Origin of the sequence: Rhizobium sp. Root483D2, from assembly GCF_001426685.1 — a bacterium.
GTDB classification, from domain to species: Bacteria; Pseudomonadota; Alphaproteobacteria; order Rhizobiales; family Rhizobiaceae; genus Pararhizobium; species Pararhizobium qamdonense.
Genome location: NZ_LMFB01000044.1, coordinates 104,629 through 128,082, shown reverse-complemented (window position 1 = coordinate 128,082; position 23,454 = coordinate 104,629). Strand labels below are relative to the sequence as shown.

Here is a 23,454-nt window from a genome sequence, read left to right as displayed (position 1 = left end):
CATGACGGCATTTCAGATTTCGACGACCATAATTTGCGAAAGGTATCGCGCCGGTGCCAGATCGCGTACCGCCCCGCGCGGGGTGACCGCCTATCTTGCTGCGGCCAGCCTGCGGTAGACGGCTTCGGTCTTGTCGATCATCTGCCCCATCGAGAAATTCGCCATCCGTGACAGTGCCGCCTCGCTCAGCTGGCGGTAGCGGGTGGGATCCGCACTTTCCACCATGGCATTGGCGAGCTTGGCGCTGTCGCCGTCATTGGGCACGATCAGGCCGCTCTTATCTTTGTCGATGGCGGTCGAGGCGCCGCCGACATCGGTGGAAACGATCGGCTTTCCCGTCGCCGCAGCCTCCAGCATGACATAGGACATCGCTTCATAACGGCTCGGCATCACAAGGACATTGAACGCCGGAACGGCCTGCGGGCCGGTAAAGGCCGAGGTCAGGCGGATGCGTTTCTGCATGCCGCTTTCGGCGATGGCCTTGCGGACCTCCTGTTCGAGTTCGCCGGAGCCGACCATAATCAGCTCGGCGCCGGGCAGTCTGGAGGCGGCGTTGCGAAAGGCCTCGATCAGGCGCTCCGGCGCCTTTTGATAGGATAACCGGCCGACAAAGCCGAAGACGAAGGCATCCGCCGCAATGCCGAAGCTCGCACGCACCGTATGCGCCATGTCGAGCGGTGGCGGCGAAACACCGTTGATGATGACGGAGAGTTTGCGCGCCGGCATGCCGAGCGACAGCGCATGCGCATATTCATCGTCGGACACGCAGACCAGGTGATCGGTGAACAGCTTGGCCAGGATGGTTTCGATCGTGGCAAAGATCAGCCGTCCGGTTCGCCCAAGCGTCGGGTCCATCGTGCGGAAGGCATGCGGGGTGTAAACGCGCGGCGCATGGACGCCGGGTAGGCGAAGGCGCGTCAGCGCGCCGGCCTTCGAGCTGTGCCCGTGCACGATGTCGAAGGGGATGCCGCCGCCGATGATGCGGCGCAAGGCGCGATGGGCGGCGAAATCCGATAGTCCGGGCGAGCGCTTCATGGCAACGGCGTGCACGGCAGGCAAGGCAAGCGATTTCAATTCGCGCACGAAAGCCTCTTCAGCCCTCAGCGGCGAATACACAGCCTCGACATGGTGGCCGCGCTGCTTCAGGCCGCGGCAGAGATCGAGAAAATGGCGGCCTGAACCGCCGCCGCTCGGCTCCAGCACCTGAAGGATGCGAAGGCCGTTTTCAACGCCGGAGTTGAAGGGGTCGATATTCATTCTGACAATCCGCCGCCGGTCCCGATATGGAGCCGATCCGTTGCTGTCTGTGTACAGGATTGACGTTAACGCAGGGTTGGCGCTGCGGCCGTGCGGCGCAATTGCGCCCGCTTGAGGCTGTTGCGATGGCGGTATTCGAGCGCGCCGCACCCCCAGATGATGCCGAGCAGCAGGAAAAAATGCCGCCAGTGATCGGTATCGATGACATTGCCGATCGCCGCATGACCGATCAGCACGATCCAGGCAATCATCAGATAGGGCTGCCAGGGGCGGTCGAGCAGAAGGAAGCGGAAGCCCATCGATACCGTCCAGATGATCAGCGTGACATAGGAGATGAAACCCAGCCAGCCGTAGGAAGTCAGCGATTTCAGCCAGATATTGTGCTCGTCCTCGGGAAACATCGTGCTGAACACCATCGGCCCAATACCGAGCGGTTTTTCCATAGACATCAGGAAGCCGATCTTGTGGCGGTCGAAACGGCCGAGGTGGCCGCCGTCATACTCCTGCACCAGCTGGGTGCGGCTGGAAAACAGATCGGCGACCTGCGGGATCTGCAGGGCAATACCGAGCGCCACGACCATCAGCAAGGCGCCGCTGAGTGTCAGGACAAGGATTTTCAGCCGGAAGGCGCCGGTGCGTTCCTTCAGCAGCATGACGAGGACGAGCGCGCAGGCGCAAAACAGATAAAGCGCCCAGGCGGCGCGCGAGAAAGAGAGGAACAGCCCGAGCGCCATGATCAAAATGGCGATGGCCTTGAGCGGCGCGGTGGCGATCCGGTCGCTCAACAGCCGGTACATGAGATAGAGCGACGGCGCGACCAGGAAGGGGCCAAAGACATTGGGATCCTGGAACGCGCCCTTGGCACGGTCGTAGAGGGTGAAATTCGCAGCCCCCGGAATGGCGCCGAAATAACCGAGAATACCCAGCAGCGAGGTGATGACGCCGGCAGCCACCCAGGCATCGAAGATCAGCTTCAGCCGTTCATGACGGGCTTCGATGATGGCGGCATAAAACACCGAGGTGAGGCAGAGGAAGCCCGATACCGCCATATACATCGGTGCCGTGGCCAGATCGCTCATGACCGTAAGCGAGAGAATGCCGCCGGTCATGAACAGGATGAGGAGGGCCAGAAGCGGTGCGACGGACCGCGAGATCTTCAGGCCGAACAAAAACCACAGGCCGATCAGCGCGACCATGAAGAGTTCGTACGGGGCGGGCTCGGCGATGACGAAGCCAGACAGGAAAACGCCAAAGGTCACCATGGCCGAGCCGAGGATGGCGACGGCGGCCAGCTGCGGGCGAAACCCCGCGGTGGACGTGGCGGCTGGCGTGCTCAATAGGCATTTTCCGTATTGAGCAGCCGGATCGGCGTCAGGAACAGGATCTTCAGGTCCAGCCACAGCGACCAGTTTTCGATATAATAGAGATCGAAGGCGGTGCGGAACTTGATCTTCTCGTCATTGTCGATCTCGCCGCGCCAGCCGTTGATCTGCGCCCAGCCGGTAACGCCAGGCTTGACCCGGTGGCGGGCAAAATATCCTTCGACCACGTCGGAATAGGTGCGGTCGGCGGTCTGGGCAAGGACTGCGTGCGGGCGCGGGCCGACCAGCGAGAGCTGGCCGCGCAGCACGTTGAAGATTTGCGGCAGTTCGTCGATCGAGGACTTGCGCAGGAAACGGCCGACGCGGGTGACGCGCGGATCGCCCTTGGTGACGGCATTGCGGGCGGTCGGGTCGCTCATATCCGTATACATCGAGCGGAACTTGTAGACGTCGATCGTCTCGTTGTTGAAGCCGTGGCGCTTCTGCTTGAAGATGATCGGGCCAGGCGAGCTCACCTTGACGGCGATTGCGGCGCCGATGAAGACCGGCCAGAGCACGACCAGGGCGACGATGCTGAAGAACACGTCGAAGATGCGCTTGGCGACCGAATCCCAGTCGGCGATCGGCTTGTCGAAAATATCGAGCATCGGCACCTGGCCGACATGCGAATAGCTGCGCGGCCGGAACCGCAGATTGTTGGCATGGGCGGCAAGGCGGATGTCGGCCGGCAGGATCCACAGCTTGCGCAGCAATTCAAGAATGCGCTTTTCGGCCGAGAGCGGTAGGGCGATGATCAGGATGTCGATGCGGGTGAGGCGGGCGAAATCGACGAGTTCGGCCACGGTGCCGAGCTTCGGATAGCCGGCGATGATGCCGGGCGAGCGGCGCTCGTCGCGGTCGTCGAAAATACCGCAGATGCGGATATCGTTGTCGGTCTGCTGTTCGAGCGAACGGATCAGGTCCTTGGCCGGCTGGCCGCCGCCGACGATGACGGCGCGGCGCTCCATGATGCCGTTGCGGGCCCAGCGGCGAATGGAAAAGGCGATGAAGGCGCGCTCCGCGATCAAAAAGACAGCGCCCAGCACATACCAGCCGCCGAAGGACAGGCGCGAAAAAGTCTCGCCGGTCTTGAGCAGGAACAGCACCAGCGTCATGGAGGCAAATGCCAGCGTCCAGCAGCCGATCAGCCGGGGGATGGCCCGTCCAGCCGAACGCAGCGTAGGCACCTGATAGCCGTCGCACAGCTGCAGGAACATCACGGTCAGCGCGGCCCCGCCTGCAATCAGCCCGCAATAGCCGAGCATTTCGTCGCTGGGCGGTGCGACATAGAGCATATGGATGGCATAGCCGATGGCAAACAGCGCGGTGAATTCAAACAGCCGCATCAGCCCGATGATCATGTTGGGGGAATAGGTATCGGTGCGGAACTGTGCGGCGATCTTGCGCGCAAGCGGGTTGAGTTCACGCTTCGGCTCGTCCTCGCGTTTCTCGCCGGGCGCGATAGTGCGGATCTCCGAAATCTTCTTGCGCAATGCGTCGGTATCGAAGGAATCCGGTTTATCGATCTGGTTCATCATATCCACCCGGGCCGTTGTGTCCCTTCGGGATAGCAGAAAGCCCCTAAGAAACGCTTACGGGGTCTTTGCCGCCGTTTTGCGCAAGCTGGCCTTTTCCGGCACAAGCTGGCGGTAGAGCCGCATGATGCTGGCCGACATCGTCGAGGTTGCAAAGGCGGTCTTGAAGGCTTCGGCCTCGGGCATGACTTTCGCCGCCCAATCCTTTTGCGTCATCGCAGCCGTCATCACATCGGCCAGGGACTGCGCATCGCCGGGGGTGGCAAGCGCGGCACTGTCTGCACCGAGCACTTCCGGTATGCCGCCGACGCGCGAAGCAATCACCGGCTTGCGGGCGGCCAGGGCCTCCAGGACGATATAGGGCATGGATTCGGCGCGCGAGGGCACGACCACGTTGCGGGTAAAGGCAAAGGCGTCGCGCGCCTTCATGGCCGGCAGCATCTCGATGCGGCGGCCGAGGCCGCGTTCCAGCATCATCTGTTCGTAATCGTCCTTCTGCGGCCCGTCGCCGATCATCATCGCCGACAGCGGCCTGCCGATATTGCGCTCGGTCCGGGCAAAGGCATCGATGAAGAGGTCCGGGCCCTTCAGATCGCGCAGCATGCCGATGTAGAGAAAATCCACGGCATCGGGCCGGGCATAGACGGTGTCGAAATCGCGGTCGTCGATGCCGTTATAAATGCGCTCGCTGCGGATGCGCGGCTTGCCGACCTTGTGCTCATAGGTCCGGCGCTCGAAGTCGCAGACGAAGACGATCGCATCCGTCAGATATTCCTGCAGGCGCTCCAGCAGGAAGACGATCTTTCCCGACGGCTTCTTGCCGTTATAGTGCAGGCTGCCGCCATGTGGCGAATAGAGGCGGGCAACGCGATACTTGTTCACCCGCAAGGCTGAGCCGATGATCCGGGCCAGAGCGCCGCCTTTGGCGCCATGACCGTGCAGGATATCCGGCTGCAAACTTCTAATTTCCTTGTAGCTTTTCCAAAGGGCCGCAAGATCTGCCGGACCGATGGAGCGGCGGATCGGTAGGCGCACGAGACCGAGCGCCAGGAACGGCCTGATCTCGTCGAAAAGCGAATCCTCGTAGCTTCCGCCCGTGGTGCTGTCGCAGACGATGCCGACCTCGTGGCCCTGCCGCGCATGCGCTTCCGCCAGATCGCGCACATGCCGGAAAATTCCCCCGATAGGCGACCTGAAACAGTGAATGATGCGCAGCGGCTCGGGATCCGGCATGCCGTCAGAACAGCCGCTCACGGACATAGATCGTGTCGCCGGCCATGATCGGGTCGGAGATCGACACGCGGCCGGTCAGAATACGGCCATTGATCTTGCGGGTGACATCCACATTGGCCTGGTTGGCGCGTGGCGAATAACCGCCGGCAACAGCAATGGCGTTTTGAACCGTCATACCCGGCACATAGGAATATTGTCCGGCCTGGCCGACTTCGCCCATGATGAAGACGGACCGGTAGCGATCCACCTCGATCGTCACGTCCGGATCGCGCAGATAGCCTTCGCGCAGCTTGCTGGCGATGGTCTTTTCCATTTCCGGCAGGGTATGGCCGCGCGACGGTACGGCACCGATCAGCGGGAAGGCGACATAGCCGGCCTGATCGACGGTGTAGCTGCCGGTGAGCCCCGCCTGTTCGAAGACGCTGATGCGCAGCCTGTCGCCGCTATCGACGCGATAGGGCTGGATGGTGGCCTCATGGAAAGCCTTGGGCGCCGGCTGGTAGCTGCTGCACCCTGAAATTGCAAGGCACAACGAGAGTGCGGCCAACACAGGGCCTGTTTTCATGCGTGCGGATGTCATCGGGCTCTCGCGTTCCAGAAACCAGTTCATGGCCTGATGTTATCGATCCATTAAGGTTAATAGCCGGTAAAGGCCGCGAAGAATTTCGCGGTAGGGCTGCAAGTCGATAGGGCGTCAAATGAAGTGCACCGTCGCAGGGGCATTAACGGTTGCGTTACCATGTTTGTTTACGGTGGCGCGAAGTTGTGAAGGTTCGAGGTAAAGCGCATGCCGGGCGTCAACGACGGTCATCAGGATGTAGATATCGATCTCGGCGGGCTTTTCCGCGCCATCTGGCGCCGGCGGGGCAGGGTGCTGTTGGCGACTGTTGCGTTTGGCGGCCTGGCCTTTATCGGCGCCAGTCTGATGAGCCCGGAATATCAGGGCGAGGCGCGGCTTTTGATCGAATCGCGCCAGGCCGAATTCAGCGGCGCCAACCAGGCGCCGCCGCAGACCGGCGACAGCCAATTCGACGAATCCGGTATTTCCAGCCAGGTGCAGGTATTGCGCTCGGCCGACCTGATCAAGCAGGTCGCCCGCGACATGAAGCTGTACGAATTGCCGGAATTCGATCCGACCACCAACCCGTCGGCGATCTCCGACGTGCTTGTCATGCTCGGCATCAAGAAGAACCCGCTCGACCTTCCTCCCGAAGAGCGCGTCCTGAAGGAATTCCAGAAGAAGCTGCAGGTCTATCAGGTGGAAAAATCGCGGGTGATCGCGATGCAGTTCACCTCGGAAGATCCGAAACTGGCCGCCGCGATCCCCAATGCCATGGCGAAGGTCTTCCTGTCGCTGCAAAGCGGCGCCAAGCTCGATTCCAACTCCGAGGCCAGCCGCTGGCTGGAGCCGGAAATCGCCAATCTGCGCGAAAAGGTTCGCGACGCCGAGGCCAAGGTTGCCGACTACCGCTCGTCATCCGATCTGCTGCTGACAGGCGAAACCGGCGGCACATTTGCGACCAAGCAGCTGAACGATATCTCGACCGAGCTTGCCCGTGTGCGCGGCGAGCGGGCCAATGCGGAGGCGCGGGCGGAAAACGTGCGCACCGCGCTCGCCAGTGGCCGGGCCGTCGATACGCTGAACGATGTCGTTGCCTCGCCGATGATCCAGCGGCTGAAGGAAACCGAATCCAACATCCAGGGCCAGATTGCCGATCTCTCGACCACGCTTCTCGACGGCCATCCGCGCCTGAAGGGACTGAAATCCCAGCTTCAGGGCATCCGGACGCAGATCATCAGCGAAACCCGGAAAATCCTCGGCAGCCTGGAAAACGAGGCGAGTGTCTCGCAGTTGCGCGAGCGCCAATTGATGGCGCAGCTGAATACGTTGAAGGCGAATTCGGCCAAGGCCGGCGAGGATGAAGTCGGCCTGCGGGCGCTGGAGCGGGAAGCAACCGCGCAGCGCCAACTGCTCGAAACCTATCTGGCACGCTACCGCGAGGCGACATCGCGCAGCGGGGAGAATGCAGCGCCGGCCGATGCGCGCGTCATATCGCAGGCGGTCGAGCCGACGGAAGTCAGCTTCCCCAAGGTCCTGCCGATCACCATTGTCGCCGCCTTTGCAGCCTTTCTCGTCAGCTGCGTGATCATTATGCTTTCCGAGCTCTTCAGCGGCCGGGCCCTGCGCCCCGTTGGCCGCCGGGAGGACGAGGTTTTCGACGAAGAGCCCGTGGAATTCCAGCCGGTTCAGCCGGTCGCGGAACCCGTGATCCGTCCGGTCCCCGTGGAAGCGGCGCCTGCCGTTGCCCGCGAACCCGTCATGGCCGCTCCGGTCGAATCGAAACCGGAACCGGCAGAGCCTGAATTTGACGCGCCGGAAGAGGACGATTTTTCGATTGCTTCGGTTGCCGATCACCTCAGCGCCGACGATGTGCGCGTCGCCATCTCCGTGTCGCCGGCGGGCGACGAGGGCTCGGTCAATGCGGTGGCACTGGCGCGGCTGGTCGCTGAAGAGGGACGCAAGATCGTCCTGATCGACCTCACCGGTTCGGCATGTCCGACACGGCTGATGACCGAGACGGCCGATCTCGCCGGGATTACCAATCTTCTGGCTGGCGAAGTTCCCTTCACGGAAACGATCCATGCCGACCGGCTGTCGGACGCGCATATCATTCCGCAGGGCGATGCCGATCCGGTGCTGGCCATGCGCGGCATCGAGCGGCTGCAAATGATCATCGATGCTTTGGCGAATGCTTATGATACGGTTCTCATCGAATGCGGCCCTGCCGATGCCGGTGCCATCAGCCGGGTGACGCGTGCGCGCGATACCAAGATCATCATCTCGGCACCATCCGTCGCCAACGAGGAAATCATCGAACTTATCACCGGTTTTGGCGAAGCGGGCTTTGGCGAGATCGTGCTGATGACGGGAACAGGCTATCCGCAGCCGGGCAATTCGGGCCGAAGGGCAGCTTGATACCGCCGGCGTTTCAGTCGCCGTCCGTTTCCGCAGCGGCCACCGCACCGGGCGCCTGCCGGCGCTGGCGCAGCCGCTGGACAAAGGCATAGGCTTTCTTGTTCTTCTTGATGCCGGATTTCAGCCGGACGGCGGCCCGATGCACCGATGCCGCCAGGCGTCCGCGTAGCGTCAAGGGAAGGACGATATCCCGCTGGACCGTCTCCACCGTGCACCAGGAGCGCTTGTAGCCCTGATCGCCGATGCCGAAATCGAACAGCTTCACGCCTTCAGCGTTGCATTTGCGGATGATCAGGTAAAACAAAAGCTCGCCGGGGCTGGCATCCGCCGCAATATCGTCGTCGATCGATCCGAACTGGCAGATGACGTGATCGCCCTTGCGCGACAGACCGGCAATGGCAACGATGCGGCCGTTCTGATCGCCGCGCAGACGGATCGCATTGAGTTCGAGCGGCTGGCCTTCACGGGCCGGTTCCACGACTGATAGAGCGTGGAAGAACGCTTGCGTTTCCTCGTCCTGAAAGACGTTGGGCAGGCCGAGCGCCTTGAAGCGTGTAGCCTTCTGCTCGAAGAACCGCGCAAGAATCTGCCGGCGTTCATCGCATGCGGTGGCAATCACATGGTCGTAACCACCCAGCGCTTCCAGCCGTTTTTCCGAAATGCGGAACTTCTTGCGCCGCCGCTTGGCGTTGAGCTGGGCGAGCGTCGCTTCGAACGTCTCCAGAAGCGGCAGCTGATAGGATGCGTTCTGGTTGCGCACGGCCGCAAATGAGGAAAGCGCATGGCGCGTCCCATGCCAGTCGAACGGCATTTTTTCCAGCGTTACGATATCGGCGACGCGCGAGAGCTTGGCCGAGAGTTCGGCAATCAGCTCTTCGGCGAGCTTCGAGCAGGTGACCGGATCGAAATCATCCGCGAACAGCCCGGTGTTGAGATTGCTGTGCGGTGAGCCGATGAACCGGGCCGTGCGGAAGAGGCGGCCGCGAACGAGTTCCAGCGGCAGGATGAAGACCGTCTTCTCGCCGATCCGGCCGCGCACCAGAAGCAACTGATTGGCATGGGTCTGCGCCCAGGCCGAGCACCAGTCGAAGCCCTGATGCAGCGAGGTCGCAGGCAAGGCTTCCAGCGCGCGCCAATCCGCTTCCAGCGCCTGCATGTTGACATGCACGCTCAGCGTCAGCCCTTCCGCACGCGCGATATCGCGTACCTGATCGCGCTGGCCCTGCCAGACATGGCGGCGGGCCTTGCGAACGGGCATGATATTGAAGTCCACGTCGGTCATGATCGCTGGCGGTTCCGGGAACGGGATGACGTCTCATCTAAGCCGAGCATGCCCTTATTTTCATTTAAATGGCACCGGCGCCGCCCGGCGGGACGCCGATTTCATCAAATGCGGTTACCGAATGGATAAGACCATCCGGCTTTGCAAGAAGAGGGGGGCGGGAGGCGAGGTGGATTCCGGACGCAGTTCTTGCTATGCCGGGCATCTGTTTTTAGGGAGAGACCGATGCGCCACTGAACGAGGTCCGGACAATTCGCGGCAAGTCCCGCGCGTTTCCAGGCCGCTCTATGTCACCAAGACCCTTGGACATAAAGGTGGAGTCTTCCCATGCCTGTTTCTAAAATCGCGCCGGATGCCGGTGCCGTCACCCCTGTCGCAGCCTTTCCGCAGATCGGCTTTCTCAAGAATATCGTGCGCTCGCCGCTAATCACGGCCGGTGATTTCAGCTATTACGACGATCCTGATGGCCCTGAGCATTTCGAGAAGAAATGCGTCCTTTATCATTTTGATTTCATCGGCGACCGGTTGCAGATCGGCCGCTACTGCGCGCTGGCGCAGGGCGTTGCCTTCATCATGAACGGCGCCAATCATGCCATGCAGGGATTTTCGACCTATCCGTTCGGCATCTTTCCCGGCGCATGGCGCGACGGGTTCGACCCCGCTGCCTATGCCAGCGGCTACCGGGGCGACACGACGGTGGGCAACGACGTCTGGATCGGCACCAAGGCGACGATCCTGCCGGGCGTGACGATCGGCGACGGCGCGATCATCGGCGCCCATGCCGTCGTGGCGAGCGATGTGCCGCCCTATAGCGTTGTGGCGGGAAACCCGGGCAGCGTGGTGAAGCAGCGTTTCAGCGATGATGTCGTCAAGCGCCTCTTGGCCATCGCCTGGTGGAACTGGCCGGTGGACAAGGTCACCCGCCATATCGCCGCGATCACCGGCGCCGATATCGAGGCGCTCGAAGGGGCGGAGTGATCTAGGCGCCGATCCAGCCGGTGGCGAGCGCGCTCGCCCATTCCTTATTTCCGCGCTCCTGCGCCAGCCGCGACATCGCCATGTGGTCGTAGGCGACGCGCCGGAAGGTCACGTCCCAGCGGCCGTCTGCATTTTCAAGGATGGCGTAGGCGGCATCCGGCGAGCCGGTTTCCACCTTGTGGAACACCGGTTCGTCATCGTCATAGCCAGGGCAGCCGACGCTGCCGGGATTGACGACAATCCGCCCGTCAGAAAGGCGGACCGCGCGGGGAATATGGGTGTGGCCGCACAGGATGACGGGATAGTCGATACCTTCGGCGAAACGCTCGATCCGCTGGCGGGCCGACATGTGGACGACGCCGTCAGCCGTCAGGTCTTCCAGCCAATAGGTGAGATCGTCCTGCGGCGTGCCGTGGCAGAGAAACAGCTCTTCGCGGTGAACGAGCGTCGGCGGCAGGGTCCGCAGCCAGTCGAGATGCTGCGGCTGCAATTCGTCATGCGCGGCGCGGTCCCACTGGCCCATTGCGGCCGGTTCCTTGGTAACCAGCCAGCGGTCGTGATTGCCCCGGATCGATGGGAAATTGCGGACTATCAGGATATCGGCGGTGCGCGCCGCGTTGAGCGGGCCGCTGAGGTGGTCGCCCAGATTGACGACGTCGTCGATTCCGTGCGCCGCAATATCGGCAAGCACGGCTTCAAGGGCCAGGTCGTTGCCGTGGATATCGGCGATCACTGCAATTTTCATATACCTGTCCTTAGGCTTAACCCTGCTTTTCGGCTCAACGCGGCTTTGCGGGTTTTTCCATCCACTTAATGATCAGCATGGCGGGCAGGATCCACAACAGGCCGGTGAAGAAGAAATAGGCCAGATGCACCCACCACGGCGAGGTGCCAAGCAGAAGCGAGGCAAAGGTGGTAGCCGCCAGCGCATAGACGATGACGAGGATGATGATCAGGACGGTGCCGATCAGTTTTCTCAGGCGTACGGGCATTGATGTCTTTCCGGTTGGCGTTTTCGCCGGACAAATTGCCGCGACGGCATGCCGCAAAGGGGTAAGCCTTGTTTTGCATGCTGCTCTGGTGCAAATCAACGGCTTTGATGCATGCGCCCCCGGACAATTCGCCTTAAGAAGGCACGGGGCCTTGCGTTTCGATGATGGAGGCCACGATGGCAAGCACGGATTTGGCGACGCAGCAGCGTCTCATGCGCGAGATCGATACGGTCAGCCGCAACCGGACCCAGATCAGGATCTGGCTGGGCATCGTGGTGCTGGTTCTGTTCGGGCTGGTGCTGGTCGGCGGCGCGACGCGTCTGACGGAATCCGGCCTGTCAATTACCCAGTGGAAACCGATCCACGGCGTGATCCCGCCGCTCAATGCTGCCGAGTGGCAGGAGGAATTCGAGCTCTACAAGCAGATCCCGCAATATGAGCAGCTGAACAGCGACATGACGGTGGAAGGATTCAAGACCATCTTCTGGTGGGAATGGGCACACCGGCTTTTGGCCCGCTCGATCGGCCTGATCTTTGCCCTGCCGCTGGCCTTCTTCTGGATTCGCGGCCAGATCGAGCCCCGGTTGAAGCTGCCGCTGCTCGGCATTCTGGCGCTCGGCGGTTTTCAGGGTTTCATCGGCTGGTGGATGGTCTCCTCCGGCCTTGCCGATCGCACCGAGGTCAGCCAGTACCGGCTGGCCACCCATCTTATCATCGCCTGTCTGATCTTCGTCTCCTGTATCTGGATCGGCAGGGGACTGGCGCCACATGCGAATGATCCGGCGCCGACGAAAAGCTCGAAGAAAATGGCTGCGATCATCGCCTGCATGGCGCTGTTTCAGATCTATCTCGGTGCGCTGGTCGCCGGTCTCGATGCGGGCTTTTCCTACAACACCTGGCCCTTGATGGATGGCGCATGGGTCCCCGCCGACCTGTTCATCCAAAAACCGTTCTGGATCAACCTGTTCGAAAATCCAAAAACTGTGCAGTTCGTCCACCGGATCGGCGCCTATGTGCTGTTTGCCTTCGTGGCGATGCACATGATCGCCTCGCTGCGCAACGCGCCGGAAACGACGCATGCGCGGCGCTCCATTCTTTTGTTCATGCTGGTAACGATCCAGGCGCTGATCGGGATTGCGACGCTGATCCTGCAGGTTCCGGTCGGCTGGGGTGTCGCCCATCAGGGCGGCGCGCTCGTCGTGCTCGGCTTTGCCGTCGCGCATTGGCGGGCTTTTTCGGGCGAATATCCGCGTCCGCTGGAAATCGCGGTCCGGAACTGATCAGCGCATCAGCCCATCGAGGGCGGGCATGCCGAGAACGGCGGAGGCACCGATCAGCACATAGCAGATGGTCCGGAACGTCGATGGTCTTGCCAGTCCAAAGAGGCGCGAACCGGCGTAGAGGCCGCTGGCATAGAGCGGCACGATGACCAATGTCAGCGCAAAGACCTGTTCGACGAACAGCCCGCCAATCACATAGGTAACTGCCGTCAGCGCCGAGGAAACAACGAAATAGAGCATCAGATTGGAACGGATCACCAGCACGTCGGTCGCGCCGCTCAGCCAGTAGGCAACCACCGGCGGGCCGCCCAACTGAGCCGCGCCGCTGAAAACGCCGGCGATGCCGCCGACACCGGCCGTCAGCGCGGCGCGCGGCTGTCCCTGATAGCGCCAGCCCGAAACGAGCAGGATCAGCATCAGCGCCCCAAGAACAGTGATCGCCCAGCGCAGATACAAGGGATCAGCCAGGGCAAGAGCCGTGGTGCCGAGCGGCACGCCGATCAGGGCGCCGGAGGCCATGGTGAAGACTTCGCGCCGGTTGGCGGACCGCCATGCGGCAGGCAGCATGCCGGCGGCAGCGATCGTGTCGATCAGCAGAAGCACCGGCGAAATGATCTTCGGGCCGACGATCGATCCGCCGATGGGAATGAGAATGAGGGCAGCGCCAAAGCCGGAAAACCCGCGCGCCATACCGGCGATGAAGCTGCAGGCCAGCAGCGCATGGAGGCCATGCTCCGGCAACGCGGCCGCGACCCTTGCCAGAAGGGCCGCGAAGAAACCCGTGTCGCCCATGTCAGGTCCCTGTCTTTGAACGATTGCGGCCGTACGGCCGGGCGGGGATGGACCGTCCCAGCCGGAGATTTCATCACGCCGACAGCATGAGATCCATGTTCTGTACCGCAGCGCCCGATGCGCCCTTGCCGAGATTGTCGAGCAGGGCGACGAGATTGACCTGTTCGCCGCCGCTTGATCCGAACACGTAGAGCTTCATCGTGTCCTTGCCGGCTAGTTCGACGGCATCGACGCGCGACAGTTTGGCGCTGACATCGAGCGGCACGACCTCGACGATCGACTGTCCGAGATAATGGGCAGATAGCGCCGCATGGATGGTCTCAAGCGTTGCGCCATCTTCCAGCTGATCGAGGAACAGTGGCACCTGGACGATCATCCCCTGCGGGAAGCGGCCGACCGAAGGCGAGAAGATCGGCGCGCGATCCAGCATGCCGTGGGTCTGCATTTCCGGCACATGCTTGTGCTTGAGCGTCAGGCTGTAGAGGAAATTGGGCGAATCGATGGGGTCCGGATTGGCCGGGTCTTCCATCTGCGCAATCATCTGCTTGCCGCCGCCGGTATAGCCGGAGACCGCGTTGACCGTGATCGGATAGCCCTGCGGCAGGATACCGGCCTGGCGCAGCGGACGGATGAGGCCGATGGCGCCTGTCGGATAGCAGCCTGGATTGGCGACGAGGCGGGCCTCGCGGATTTTCGCCGCTTGCGCCGCATCCATTTCGGCAAAGCCATAGGCCCAGTCCGGCGCGACGCGATAGGCCGTCGAGGTGTCGATGATGCGCACCTTGTTGTTGCCTTCGAGCATCGAGACCGCCTGCTTGGAGGCGTCGTCCGGCAGGCAGAGGATGGCGATATCGGCGCTGTTCAAAAGATCTTCGCGAATGGCGGCATTGCGGCGTTCTGCTTCCGGAATGGACAGCAGCTCCACATCGGAACGGCCCGCCATGCGGGTGCGGATCTGCAGGCCCGTTGTGCCGTGTTCGCCATCGATGAAGATCTTCGGTTTCATGGTTTTATCCTGTCCTGCCAAGGAATTATCGGAGTGTCCGGAATCACTTTGGCATGCAATTGAATCAGTTTGACAACACAGCGGGGCAGGCCTTTATCCGCGCCGCTCCGCCAGCTGTTCGGCATGAAGGCCGAGCATATACATCGCGATGGTTGAGCCCGCAATGGCGGTGATATCGGCGTGGTCATAGGCGGGCGCCACCTCGACCACATCGGCGCCCTTGATGACCAGCGCACCAAGCTTGCGGATGACCGACAGGATCTTTGCCGAGGATGGGCCCCCTGCGACCGGCGTTCCGGTCCCCGGTGCGTAGGCCGGGTCCAGGCAATCGATATCGAAGGTGAGATAGGCCGGGCGGTCGCCGACATGATGCAGAATGACATCGGCAATCTCGCCGGCGCTCATGTCCTCGAGATCGTAGCCATAGAGGATGCGGATGCCGCAATCGTCAGGTGCATGCGTGCGGATGCCAAGCTGGATCGAGCTTGCAGTGTCGATCAGGCCTTCGCGTGCGGCGCGGCCCACGAAGGAGCCGTGGTCGATGCGGCCTTTCTCGTCGGCCCAGGTATCCTGATGCGCATCGAATTGCACAAGGGCAAGCGGGCCATGAACTGCGGCATGGGCGCGCAACAGCGGCAAGGTGACGAAATGATCCCCACCCAGCGTCAACAGGAAGGCACCAGCCTTCAGGATCTTTGCCGCCTCGCGCTCGATGGTCGCCGGGGTGCGGCTGTGATTGCCATAGTCGAGCAGGCAGTCGCCGTAATCGATCGTCGCCATGTCGGCAAAGAGATCGCGGTCGAACGGATATTGCGGATCATTGTCGAAAATCGCCGAGGCGCGGCGGATCGCCTGGGGCCCGAAACGGGCGCCGGGGCGGTTTGAGGTCGCGGCATCAAACGGGATGCCCCAGACGACGGCATCGACGCCCTTCAAGCTCTTGGTGTACCGGCGCCGCATGAACGACAGGATGCCGGCATGGGTCGGGTCGGTGGCCGCACTTTTCAGCGATGTGGCGGTGATGGCGTGGTCTATCGTCTTGTTGGCCATGATCGGTTCCGTCTGTTGAGTGTCAGACGTTGAACAATCGGCGGCTGGAAGGCAAGACCCTGCAGAGGACTGCAACCGGATAATCTTGCCGTCATGAGGCTTTGGCTTCGAAGGCCGGGGCAAAGTCGCCCAGCGATTTGGCCTTGTCGATCATGCCGCCAATATCCTGCCCGACGATCGTTTCGAGATCGGCAAAGCTGTCGATGACATAATAGATCGGCTGCACGATATCGATGCGGTAGGGGGTTCTGAGAACACTCATCAGGTCGAACGGCCGGAATTCGCAAGCGGTGCCGTCCATTGCAGCTTTCGCTTCGCTTGGCGACGAGACGATGCCCGCACCAAAACAGCGGCGACCCTGCGGCGTGTTGATCAGGCCGAATTCGACGGTGAACCAGAAGATGCGGAACAGGTGCCAGGAATAGCCTTTGCCAAGACGGACGGCCGCTTCGCCGAAATGGCGCACGAAATTGGCATAGCTCTGGTTGGTGAGCAGCGGGCAATGGCCGAAGACCTCGTGAAACAGATCCGGTTCCTCAATATAGTCGATATGCTCGCGGCGGCGCAGGAAAGTGGCCAGCGGAAACTTGCCCTGCGACAGCAATTCGTAAAAGCGCGAGGGAGGAATGAGAGCGGGCACGCCTTCGACGCCGAAACCGGTCGTCTCCTTAAGGCGGCGATCGACATCGCCAAGCTGCGGCACCCTGTCCGGCCGCAGTCCGAGCATCTTCACTCCATCGAGATAGTCCCGGCAAGCCATGTTGGCGAGCAGCGCCATCTGCCGGTCATAGAGTTCGCCCCAGATGGCGTCTTCCTCGGCCGTATAGGGATAGACCCCACCGGGGCCTGGCAGTTTGGCGGTATAGCTGCTTTCCTTGGTCATCGCGCCGATCCTCCCAGATGCGTAACTCCTCGCAATTATGCTTCAGAAACGACGGATTTTTCTTTCTTTCGAACGCGATAACGCCATAATCACGGCAGGATTTTTCGGGGATTGATACAATCATGAAAGAATCTGGGAGCTTCCATCGCAAGCTTTTGCAGCTCGTCCAGGCCGATGGCAGCCTGTCGCTGGCGGAACTGGCCGAAAAGGCCGGCATGTCGCAGAGTTCGGCATGGCGCAAGGTTCAGGAACTGGAAGCCGACGGCGTTATCCGCAAGCGCGTGACGCTGCTCGATCCCGGAAAGCTCGATCTGAAACTCTGCGTTATCGCGCATGTGACGCTGGAGGATCACCACGAGGAGGCGGTGGCCTCGTTTGCCGCCGTTGTCTCGGAGCGGCCGGAGATCATGGAGTGTTATGCGCTATCAGGCGCCTTCGACTATATGCTGAAAATCCGGGCGAGCGATGTGGAAAGCTACGAGGCTTTCATGACGCGCCATCTGATGCGCAACCCGCATGTGCGCACGGTCGTGTCGAGCTTCGTGCTGCGGGAGCTGAAGTTTTCAACTGAGTTGCCCTTGTAGCGCAGGCCGCCTTGAAGCGGCGGCAAAGAAAAAGGCGGGACAAAGCCCGCCTTCTCCAAATCGAAATTTTCGAAACGATTAACGCTTCGAGAACTGGAACGAACGGCGGGCCTTGGCCTTGCCGTACTTCTTACGCTCGACGACGCGGCTATCGCGGGTCAGGAAGCCACCCTTTTTCAGAACCGTGCGCAGGCCCGGTTCGAAATAGGTGAGAGCCTTCGAAATGCCGTGACGAACGGCACCGGCCTGGCCGGAAAGACCGCCGCCTGCAACCGTTGCATCGATATCGAACTGGCCGTCACGGGCAGCAGCGAAGATCGGCTGGCGCAGGATCATCTGCAGAACCGGACGTGCGAAATAAGCCGCAAATTCCTTGCCGTTGACGGTGATCTTGCCGGAGCCCGGCTTGACCCAGACGCGGGCAACGGCGTTCTTGCGCTTGCCGGTCGCGTAGGAGCGGCCCTGGGCGTCGACCTTGCGGACATGAACCGGAGCCGAAGCGGTTGCTTCAGTCGCCGTGCCGAGGTCTTTCAGAGAAGAGAGATCAGCCACGATTAGGCGCTCCTTGTGTTCTTGCTGTTCAGCGCTGCAACGTCGAGCGTCACCGGCTGCTGTGCTTCATGCGGATGGTTTGTGCCTGCGTATACGCGCAGGTTCTTCATCTGGCGACGGCCAAGCGGGCCACGCGGAACCATGCGCTCGACAGCCTTCTCGAGAACGCGCTCCGGAAAGCGGCCTTCGATGATCTGGCGCGCGGTGCGCTCCTTGATGCCGCCCGGATAACCGGTGTGCCAGTAGTACTTCTTGTCGGTGTACTTCTTGCCGGTCAGGACAGCCTTCTCAGCGTTGATCACGATGACATTGTCACCATCGTCAACGTGGGGCGTGTAGGTGACTTTATTCTTGCCGCGCAGGATGTTGGCGATGATGGAAGCGACGCGACCAACAACGAGGCCTTCGGCGTCGATGAGGATCCACTTCTTCTCCACCTCTGCAGGCTTCTGAACGAAGGTTGACATGTTGAAACTCTTTCGTTTGAACCCGATGCGTTGCCGCCGGGCGTTTCTTGTTGCTTGAATTGGCAAGCGTGAAGCCGGCCAAAAATGAAAGCGGCCCCAAGGGACCGCGATCTGGTGCGGCTTATACGCAAAGGATGAAATGCGGTCAAGATTGCCGGTCTGACCGCCTTGAAAAATTACCTCGTAAAAACAAAGGCTTAATAATGTGGTATTTTAATACCACAAATTACTTCGGCGGAATCGAATAGGTTGCCGTGGCATGGGCGACCATGTCATCGCCATCAAGCTCCGAAATCGCGGCGTCCAGCACCGCGAGCCGCTTGCCGAGCTTCAGGATGCGGCAGATGCATTTCAGTGGCCCAAGCTCGGGTTTCCTGAGAAAGTTGATGTTGAGATTGGTGGTGACGGCGAGAGCCACCGGGCCAATATGGGCAAGCAGCGTGATATAGGCGGTCACGTCAGCGAGCGCGAACAATGTTGGCCCTGAAACGGTGCCGCCGGGGCGCAGGTGCTTCTCTTGTGGATCGAGCCGCATCGTAGCCGAGCCCGGACCCGTTGCGATCACCTCGAAGATCTTGCCATCGGTATGAACTTCGGAAAAATCCGTTTCGAGGAAGCGATTGAGATCGGCGACGGTAAGGATCGGCTCCAGAGGCATGGTTCACTCCCAATATAGAGTCCTTTTAGCGGTCCTCCGGTCATGGCAGCAAGCCGGACGAAAGTCCTATCGGCCGCTTGAAACGGCGTCTGCGGCAGCGTACCAAGCGGTGATCCGGACAAGCCGTGACGACAGTTGAGACGAAGGAAAAGAGAGATGGCGGATATCGTTCCCTTGCACAAGGAAGAACCCAGAGGCCCGGTGCTCAGCGAGATCTCCGGCAATGTCCTGCGGCTGACGCTCAACAATCCTCCGGCCAACGTCCTGTCCATCGCATTGCTTGAAGCGCTGATTGCGGAGCTGGATGCGGTTGCCCCATCCGAAGACATCCGTGTTGTGATCCTGGCCGCTTCCGGCTCGCTGTTTAGTGCCGGTCATGACCTGAAAGAGTTGACGGTGCATCGCGCGGATGAGGACCAAGGTAGGGCCTTCTTCGAAAAATCGCTGCGGCTCTGCGCTGATCTCATGCTGAAAATCAACCGGTTGCCGCAGCCGGTCATCGCCGAGATCGACGGCCTGGCAACGGCGGCCGGCTGCCAGCTGGTCGCAAGCTGCGATCTGGCAATCTGCACCGACAGTTCGACCTTCTGCACGCCCGGCGTCAATATCGGCCTGTTCTGCTCGACGCCAATGGTTGCGGTATCCCGTGCCGCCCATCCCAAGCAGGCCATGGAAATGCTGTTGACCGGCGAAACCATCGACGCCTCGACCGCCAAGGATTTTGGCCTCGTCAACCGCATCGTGCCGAAACAGTATCTGCAGCAGGTGGTCAACAAATACGCCGCCGTCATCGCCTCGAAATCGCCGCAAGCGCTGAGGATCGGCAAGCGGGCATTTTATCAGCAGGCCGAGATGAGCATCACCGAGGCCTATGATTTTGCGACAGGCGTCATGGTGGAGAATATGCTGAAGTCTGACGCGAAGGAGGGGATCGACGCCGTGCTCGGCAAGCGGACGCCGGAGTGGAAGCCGGATTAACGCAGCGCGCTGCACGATAGACATGCATCGTAACGCGTAGTATCTTTGACCGATGATCAAATCGATCGCCAATAGCGCGACACGGCAATTTACCGAGAGCGGAAAATCAAAGTTTTCAGGCTTGGATGCCGGCAAGGCAAAAATGCGGCTGGTCATGTTGCAAATGCCCGGTCGCTTGATGATCTGGCTCCTCTGAAATCGGTTGGCTTGCATAAGTTGTCGGGCGATCGAAAAAACCAATGGGCCATGACCATCAATGGGCCTTGGCGGCTGTGTTTCCGATTTGAAGATGGGCACGCTTATGACGTGGAAATCGTCGATTACCACTGAAGGAGACTGGAATGTTCGAGGTTCACCCAGGCGCGATGCTAAGAGAAGAATTGGATGCGCGCAGCATGACAGGCAACGCGTTGGCCCTCGCGTTGCGCATAAACTCCGGACGGATTTCCGAAATTCTGACTGGAAAACGGGCTATTTCCGCCGATACCGCCTTGAGGCTCGGTCAGTTCTTTGGAAATGATCCTCAGTTCTGGCTCGGACTTCAGGCCACGTATGATCTCGCGGTCGCGTCGCGGCAAAACGGGGATCGGATCAAGGCCGAAGTTCTTCCTGCAAAATCGGCCGCCTGAACTTGGCGTCAATCATCGCTCAAGCCAGCTTCAGCATCAGCGCCCCCAGCGCAATGAGGCAGGCAGCAACGATGCGGAAGATGCTGACGCGTTCCTTCAGGAAGACGATCGAGATGACGATGGCAAACAGGATCGATGTTTCGCGCAACGCCGCCACCGTTGCCACCGGCGCTTTTGTCATGGCCCACAGCGCCAGGCCATAGGCGCCGATCGAGCCGCCGCCGCCGATCAGCCCGCGCCACCATTGATGGCGTACGTGGAAAAGCACCGGCGCAAAGCCGCGTTTTGCAAAAGCCCATGCAAACAGAAGCACCGGCGGCAGGAGCGCCATCCACAGTGTGTAGGAGATGGGATTGAGCGCCAGCCGCGCACCGATCCCGTCGACATAGGTATAGCAGGCAATCACCACGGCATTGGCCAGCGCCAGAAGGATGGCGCGCTTGCCGCCCTTGCGCGCTTCGAAAGCGAGCGTCAGCACGCCGGTCGAGATCGTCAGGACGCCGGCAATCGCGCCGCTCGACAGGTTTTCGCCGATGATCGCCCCACTTGTCGCCGCCACCAGCAACGGTGCCACGCCGCGCATCAGCGGATAGACGAGGCCGATATCGCCGGCGCGGTAGGCAGCGGCGACAAGCTGGAAATAGGCGAACTGGAACAGCGCCGAAACCAGAATGAACGGCCAGGCATCCGGATGCGGCAGCGGCATGAAGGGGAGGAAGGGCAGGGCGACGACGGCGGCACCCAGCGCAATCATCGCCGCATCGAGCGACTTTTCCGATCCGGCCTTGACCAGTGCATTCCAGGTCGCATGCAGGAGCGCTCCAAACAGAACGAGAGCGATGACGTCGAGAGGCACGGGAAACCTTTGGAAATGCGAGAAAGACGGCGGATCGGCTGAGGAAACGGCGCAGCGTCCGAGTTTTGCGGCGGCAATTGCCGAAAAGCAATCCGATTTTCCGGCAAGGCCGGATGAAGGCCAGATTTGGTGACATCCTAGCCATTTTATAAGCCGCTGATTTACATGCAGGCGCGAACGTGATCGGTTGAAACCTCCAAAGGCCGTCCCATGTATCGGCACACAGAGTATAGAGGCCGGAATTCAACGATGAATCATGATGTCTATCCCGACTATTATCTCTCCGATATTTTGCGCGCGACGAAAACGATTGCCCTGGTCGGCGCATCGCCCAATGCGGAGCGGCCGAGCTACCGCGTGATGGCGTTCCTGCTGCGCAAGGGCTACACGGTTTTCCCGGTCAATCCGGGCCAGGCGGGCAAGGAAATCCACGGCCAGACGGTTTACGCCACGCTTGCCGATATTCCCGAACCGGTCGATATGGTCGATGTGTTCCGCGCCGCAGATGCGCTTCCGGCCCTGGTCGATGAAATCCTCGCCTTGAAAGACCGGCCCCAATTCATATGGACGCAACTGGCCGTGCGCGACGACCAAGCTGCGGCAAAGGCTGAGGAAAACGGCATCAAGGTGGTGATGGACCGCTGCCCGGCGATCGAGTATCCGCGGCTGGTCGGCTGATTTTGCAACCGTGGGCTCAAGGATTTGGAATTCCTTGCTCGCGCGGCCTGCAAATCAGGCAAAACAGTCTTTGACCGCACGGTACTGCCTCTGAAATAGTGCGCCGAACTTGACCAAGGGAGGACACATCCATGACCAACAAACCCGGTTTCAACACGCTTGCGATCCACGCCGGAGCGGCGCCGGACCCGACGACGGGCGCGCGGGCAACGCCGATCTACCAGACGACCAGCTTCGTTTTCAACGATACCGACCACGCCGCCTCGCTGTTCGGCCTGCAGGCCTTCGGCAATATCTACACGCGAATCATGAACCCGACCCAGGCGGTGCTCGAAGAGCGCGTTGCGGCCCTTGAAGGCGGCACGGCAGCGCTTGCTGTCGCGTCCGGCCATGCGGCGCAGCTTCTGGTCTTCCACGCGATCATGAGCCCCGGCGACAACTTCCTTGCAGCCCGCCAGCTCTATGGCGGCTCGGTCAACCAGTTCGGCAATGCCTTCAAGTCGTTCGACTGGCAGGTGCGCTGGGTGGATACCAACGATATCGCCTCGTTCGAAAGCCAGATCGACGACCGCACCAAGGCGATCTTCATCGAGAGCCTGGCCAATCCCGGCGGCACTTTCGTCGATATCGCCGCCATTTCCGCCGTCGCCAAGAAGCACGGCCTGCCGCTGATCGTCGATAACACGATGGCAACGCCCTACCTGATCCAGCCGATCGAGCACGGTGCCGATATCATCGTGCATTCGCTGACCAAGTTCATGGGCGGCCATGGCAATTCGATGGGCGGCGTGATTGTCGATGGCGGCACGTTCGACTGGTCGAAATCCGGAAAATATCCGATCCTGTCGGAACCGCGCCCGGAATATGCCGGCATGGTGCTGCATGCGACCTTCGGCAATTTCGCCTTCGCCATCGCCTGCCGGGTTCTGGGCCTGCGCGATTTCGGCCCGGCCATTTCGCCGTTCAACGCCTTCCTGCTCCTGACCGGCATCGAGACGCTGCCGCTCAGAATGCAGCGCCATTGCGATAATGCGCTGGCAGTTGCCACATGGCTGAGCAGCCATGACAAGGTGGCCTGGGTGAAATATGCCGGTCTTGAAAGTGACGCCAATCACGGACTGCAGCAGAAATATTCCAAGCGCGGTGCCGGCGCCGTGTTCACCTTCGGCCTGAAAGACGGATACGAGGCCGGAAAGCGCTTTGTCGAGGGCCTGGAAATGGTCTCGCATCTCGCCAATATCGGTGACACACGCTCGCTGGTGATCCACCCGGCTTCGACCACGCACCGGCAGTTGACGCCGGAACAACAGACGGCGGCCGGCGCTGGCCCGGAAGTCGTGCGCCTGTCGGTCGGGATCGAGGATGTCGCTGATATCATCGCCGATCTCGAACAGTCGCTGGCGAAAGCCTGATCCCTTCAAAGATG

The 23,454-nt window shown here is 61.0% G+C and carries 26 protein-coding genes; 10 read left to right on the top strand and 16 right to left on the bottom strand.

The features are described from left to right. Nucleotides 1-90 precede the first annotated feature (90 nt). The 5 genes from ASD32_RS27745 to ASD32_RS27725 form a co-directional block, all read right to left on the bottom strand. Entirely contained in the window at nt 91-1,257 is a 1,167-nt protein-coding gene (locus tag ASD32_RS27745; protein WP_060641258.1) for a glycosyltransferase family 4 protein, read from the bottom strand. A 65-nt stretch (nt 1,258-1,322) separates the two neighbouring features. Continuing rightward, nucleotides 1,323-2,594: an O-antigen ligase family protein gene (locus ASD32_RS27740; protein WP_060641257.1), complete on the bottom strand. Its 1,272-nt coding sequence runs from the start codon at nt 2,592-2,594 to the stop codon at nt 1,323-1,325. Next, nucleotides 2,591-4,153, bottom strand: a complete 1,563-nt coding sequence (locus ASD32_RS27735; protein WP_060641435.1) for an undecaprenyl-phosphate glucose phosphotransferase — start codon at nt 4,151-4,153, stop codon at nt 2,591-2,593. Before ASD32_RS27735 ends, ASD32_RS27740 begins: the two co-directional genes overlap by 4 nt. 57 nt (nt 4,154-4,210) lie before the next feature. After that, complete coding sequence (locus ASD32_RS27730; protein ID WP_060641436.1) at nt 4,211-5,386, bottom strand: glycosyltransferase family 4 protein; 1,176 nt, start codon at nt 5,384-5,386, stop codon at nt 4,211-4,213. Between the two features lie 4 nt (nt 5,387-5,390). Further along, a complete protein-coding gene (locus tag ASD32_RS27725; protein ID WP_244490297.1) occupies nt 5,391-5,951 on the bottom strand; it encodes a polysaccharide biosynthesis/export family protein in 561 nt (186 codons plus the stop codon). Nucleotides 5,952-6,173: 222 nt separating this feature from the next. On the opposite strand from ASD32_RS27725, the gene ASD32_RS27720 reads away from it, so the two are divergent. Then, a complete protein-coding gene (locus ASD32_RS27720) occupies nt 6,174-8,363 on the top strand; it encodes an exopolysaccharide transport family protein (RefSeq protein ID WP_060641256.1) in 2,190 nt (729 codons plus the stop codon). A gap of 13 nt (nt 8,364-8,376) precedes the next feature. Here the strand turns inward: ASD32_RS27720 and ASD32_RS27715 are convergent, their stop codons facing one another. Then, on the bottom strand, nt 8,377-9,645 hold the full coding sequence (locus ASD32_RS27715) for a GNAT family N-acetyltransferase (RefSeq protein WP_060641255.1): 1,269 nt from the start codon (nt 9,643-9,645) through the stop codon (nt 8,377-8,379). Nucleotides 9,646-9,972: 327 nt separating this feature from the next. Here ASD32_RS27715 and ASD32_RS27710 point away from each other — a divergent pair, with 327 nt between their 5' ends. Continuing rightward, nucleotides 9,973-10,623 (top strand): CatB-related O-acetyltransferase, encoded by a 651-nt coding sequence (locus tag ASD32_RS27710; protein ID WP_060641254.1) that lies wholly within the window; start codon nt 9,973-9,975, stop codon nt 10,621-10,623. Nucleotide 10,624: 1 nt separating this feature from the next. On the opposite strand, the gene ASD32_RS27705 is transcribed toward ASD32_RS27710, so the two are convergent. Beyond that, on the bottom strand, nt 10,625-11,368 hold the full coding sequence (locus ASD32_RS27705; protein ID WP_060641253.1) for a metallophosphoesterase family protein: 744 nt from the start codon (nt 11,366-11,368) through the stop codon (nt 10,625-10,627). Between the two features lie 34 nt (nt 11,369-11,402). Beyond that, nucleotides 11,403-11,615 carry a DUF2842 domain-containing protein gene (locus ASD32_RS27700; RefSeq protein ID WP_060641252.1) on the bottom strand — a complete coding sequence of 71 codons (213 nt, stop codon included), beginning with the start codon at nt 11,613-11,615 and terminating at the stop codon, nt 11,403-11,405. Nucleotides 11,616-11,791: 176 nt separating this feature from the next. Here ASD32_RS27700 and ASD32_RS27695 point away from each other — a divergent pair, with 176 nt between their 5' ends. Next, nucleotides 11,792-12,895, top strand: a complete 1,104-nt coding sequence (locus ASD32_RS27695) for a COX15/CtaA family protein (protein ID WP_060641433.1) — start codon at nt 11,792-11,794, stop codon at nt 12,893-12,895. Here the strand turns inward: ASD32_RS27695 and ASD32_RS27690 are convergent, their stop codons facing one another. The 4 genes from ASD32_RS27690 to ASD32_RS27675 all read right to left on the bottom strand — a co-directional run bounded on the left by ASD32_RS27690 (nt 12,896) and on the right by ASD32_RS27675 (nt 16,626). Continuing rightward, nucleotides 12,896-13,687 carry a sulfite exporter TauE/SafE family protein gene (locus tag ASD32_RS27690; RefSeq protein WP_060641251.1) on the bottom strand — a complete coding sequence of 264 codons (792 nt, stop codon included), beginning with the start codon at nt 13,685-13,687 and terminating at the stop codon, nt 12,896-12,898. It lies immediately after the preceding gene. 73 nt (nt 13,688-13,760) lie between these two features. After that, a complete protein-coding gene (argC, locus tag ASD32_RS27685; RefSeq protein ID WP_060641250.1) occupies nt 13,761-14,693 on the bottom strand; it encodes an N-acetyl-gamma-glutamyl-phosphate reductase in 933 nt (310 codons plus the stop codon). Nucleotides 14,694-14,786: 93 nt separating this feature from the next. After that, nucleotides 14,787-15,743 carry an agmatinase gene (gene speB, locus ASD32_RS27680; protein ID WP_060641249.1) on the bottom strand — a complete coding sequence of 319 codons (957 nt, stop codon included), beginning with the start codon at nt 15,741-15,743 and terminating at the stop codon, nt 14,787-14,789. 91 nt (nt 15,744-15,834) lie between these two features. Further along, nucleotides 15,835-16,626 (bottom strand): phenylalanine 4-monooxygenase, encoded by a 792-nt coding sequence (locus tag ASD32_RS27675; protein WP_060641248.1) that lies wholly within the window; start codon nt 16,624-16,626, stop codon nt 15,835-15,837. A gap of 122 nt (nt 16,627-16,748) precedes the next feature. Here ASD32_RS27675 and ASD32_RS27670 point away from each other — a divergent pair, with 122 nt between their 5' ends. After that, a complete protein-coding gene (locus ASD32_RS27670) occupies nt 16,749-17,210 on the top strand; it encodes an Lrp/AsnC family transcriptional regulator (RefSeq protein WP_060641247.1) in 462 nt (153 codons plus the stop codon). A 78-nt stretch (nt 17,211-17,288) separates the two neighbouring features. Here ASD32_RS27670 and rpsI read toward each other — a convergent pair whose 3' ends face one another. From rpsI to ASD32_RS27655, 3 genes are all read right to left on the bottom strand, one after another. Beyond that, nucleotides 17,289-17,762, bottom strand: coding sequence for a 30S ribosomal protein S9 (gene rpsI, locus ASD32_RS27665; protein ID WP_060641246.1), 474 nt, complete (start codon nt 17,760-17,762; stop codon nt 17,289-17,291). A gap of 2 nt (nt 17,763-17,764) precedes the next feature. Beyond that, nucleotides 17,765-18,229, bottom strand: a complete 465-nt coding sequence (gene rplM, locus ASD32_RS27660) for a 50S ribosomal protein L13 (protein WP_060641245.1) — start codon at nt 18,227-18,229, stop codon at nt 17,765-17,767. Nucleotides 18,230-18,455: 226 nt separating this feature from the next. Continuing rightward, a complete protein-coding gene (locus tag ASD32_RS27655; RefSeq protein WP_060641244.1) occupies nt 18,456-18,887 on the bottom strand; it encodes a PaaI family thioesterase in 432 nt (143 codons plus the stop codon). 156 nt (nt 18,888-19,043) lie between these two features. Here ASD32_RS27655 and ASD32_RS27650 point away from each other — a divergent pair, with 156 nt between their 5' ends. From ASD32_RS27650 to ASD32_RS27645, 4 genes are read left to right on the top strand one after another with little or no spacing between them, the layout of a single operon-like run. Further along, complete coding sequence (locus tag ASD32_RS27650) at nt 19,044-19,865, top strand: enoyl-CoA hydratase (RefSeq protein WP_060641243.1); 822 nt, start codon at nt 19,044-19,046, stop codon at nt 19,863-19,865. A gap of 52 nt (nt 19,866-19,917) precedes the next feature. After that, nucleotides 19,918-20,061 carry a hypothetical protein gene (locus tag ASD32_RS30910; RefSeq protein ID WP_156383403.1) on the top strand — a complete coding sequence of 48 codons (144 nt, stop codon included), beginning with the start codon at nt 19,918-19,920 and terminating at the stop codon, nt 20,059-20,061. A gap of 11 nt (nt 20,062-20,072) precedes the next feature. Continuing rightward, nucleotides 20,073-20,195: a type II toxin-antitoxin system RelE/ParE family toxin gene (locus ASD32_RS30905; RefSeq protein WP_348270755.1), complete on the top strand. Its 123-nt coding sequence runs from the start codon at nt 20,073-20,075 to the stop codon at nt 20,193-20,195. A gap of 11 nt (nt 20,196-20,206) precedes the next feature. Continuing rightward, nucleotides 20,207-20,494 (top strand): HigA family addiction module antitoxin, encoded by a 288-nt coding sequence (locus ASD32_RS27645; RefSeq protein WP_060641242.1) that lies wholly within the window; start codon nt 20,207-20,209, stop codon nt 20,492-20,494. Between the two features lie 19 nt (nt 20,495-20,513). Here ASD32_RS27645 and ASD32_RS27640 read toward each other — a convergent pair whose 3' ends face one another. Beyond that, complete coding sequence (locus ASD32_RS27640; RefSeq protein ID WP_060641241.1) at nt 20,514-21,350, bottom strand: EamA family transporter; 837 nt, start codon at nt 21,348-21,350, stop codon at nt 20,514-20,516. 249 nt (nt 21,351-21,599) lie between these two features. On the opposite strand from ASD32_RS27640, the gene ASD32_RS27635 reads away from it, so the two are divergent. Further along, nucleotides 21,600-22,028, top strand: a complete 429-nt coding sequence (locus ASD32_RS27635; RefSeq protein WP_060641240.1) for a CoA-binding protein — start codon at nt 21,600-21,602, stop codon at nt 22,026-22,028. 131 nt (nt 22,029-22,159) lie between these two features. Continuing rightward, the gene (locus ASD32_RS27630; RefSeq protein WP_060641239.1) at nt 22,160-23,440 is read left to right on the top strand and encodes an O-acetylhomoserine aminocarboxypropyltransferase; all 1,281 of its coding nucleotides are present in this window, start codon (nt 22,160-22,162) and stop codon (nt 23,438-23,440) included. Nucleotides 23,441-23,454 lie beyond the last annotated feature (14 nt).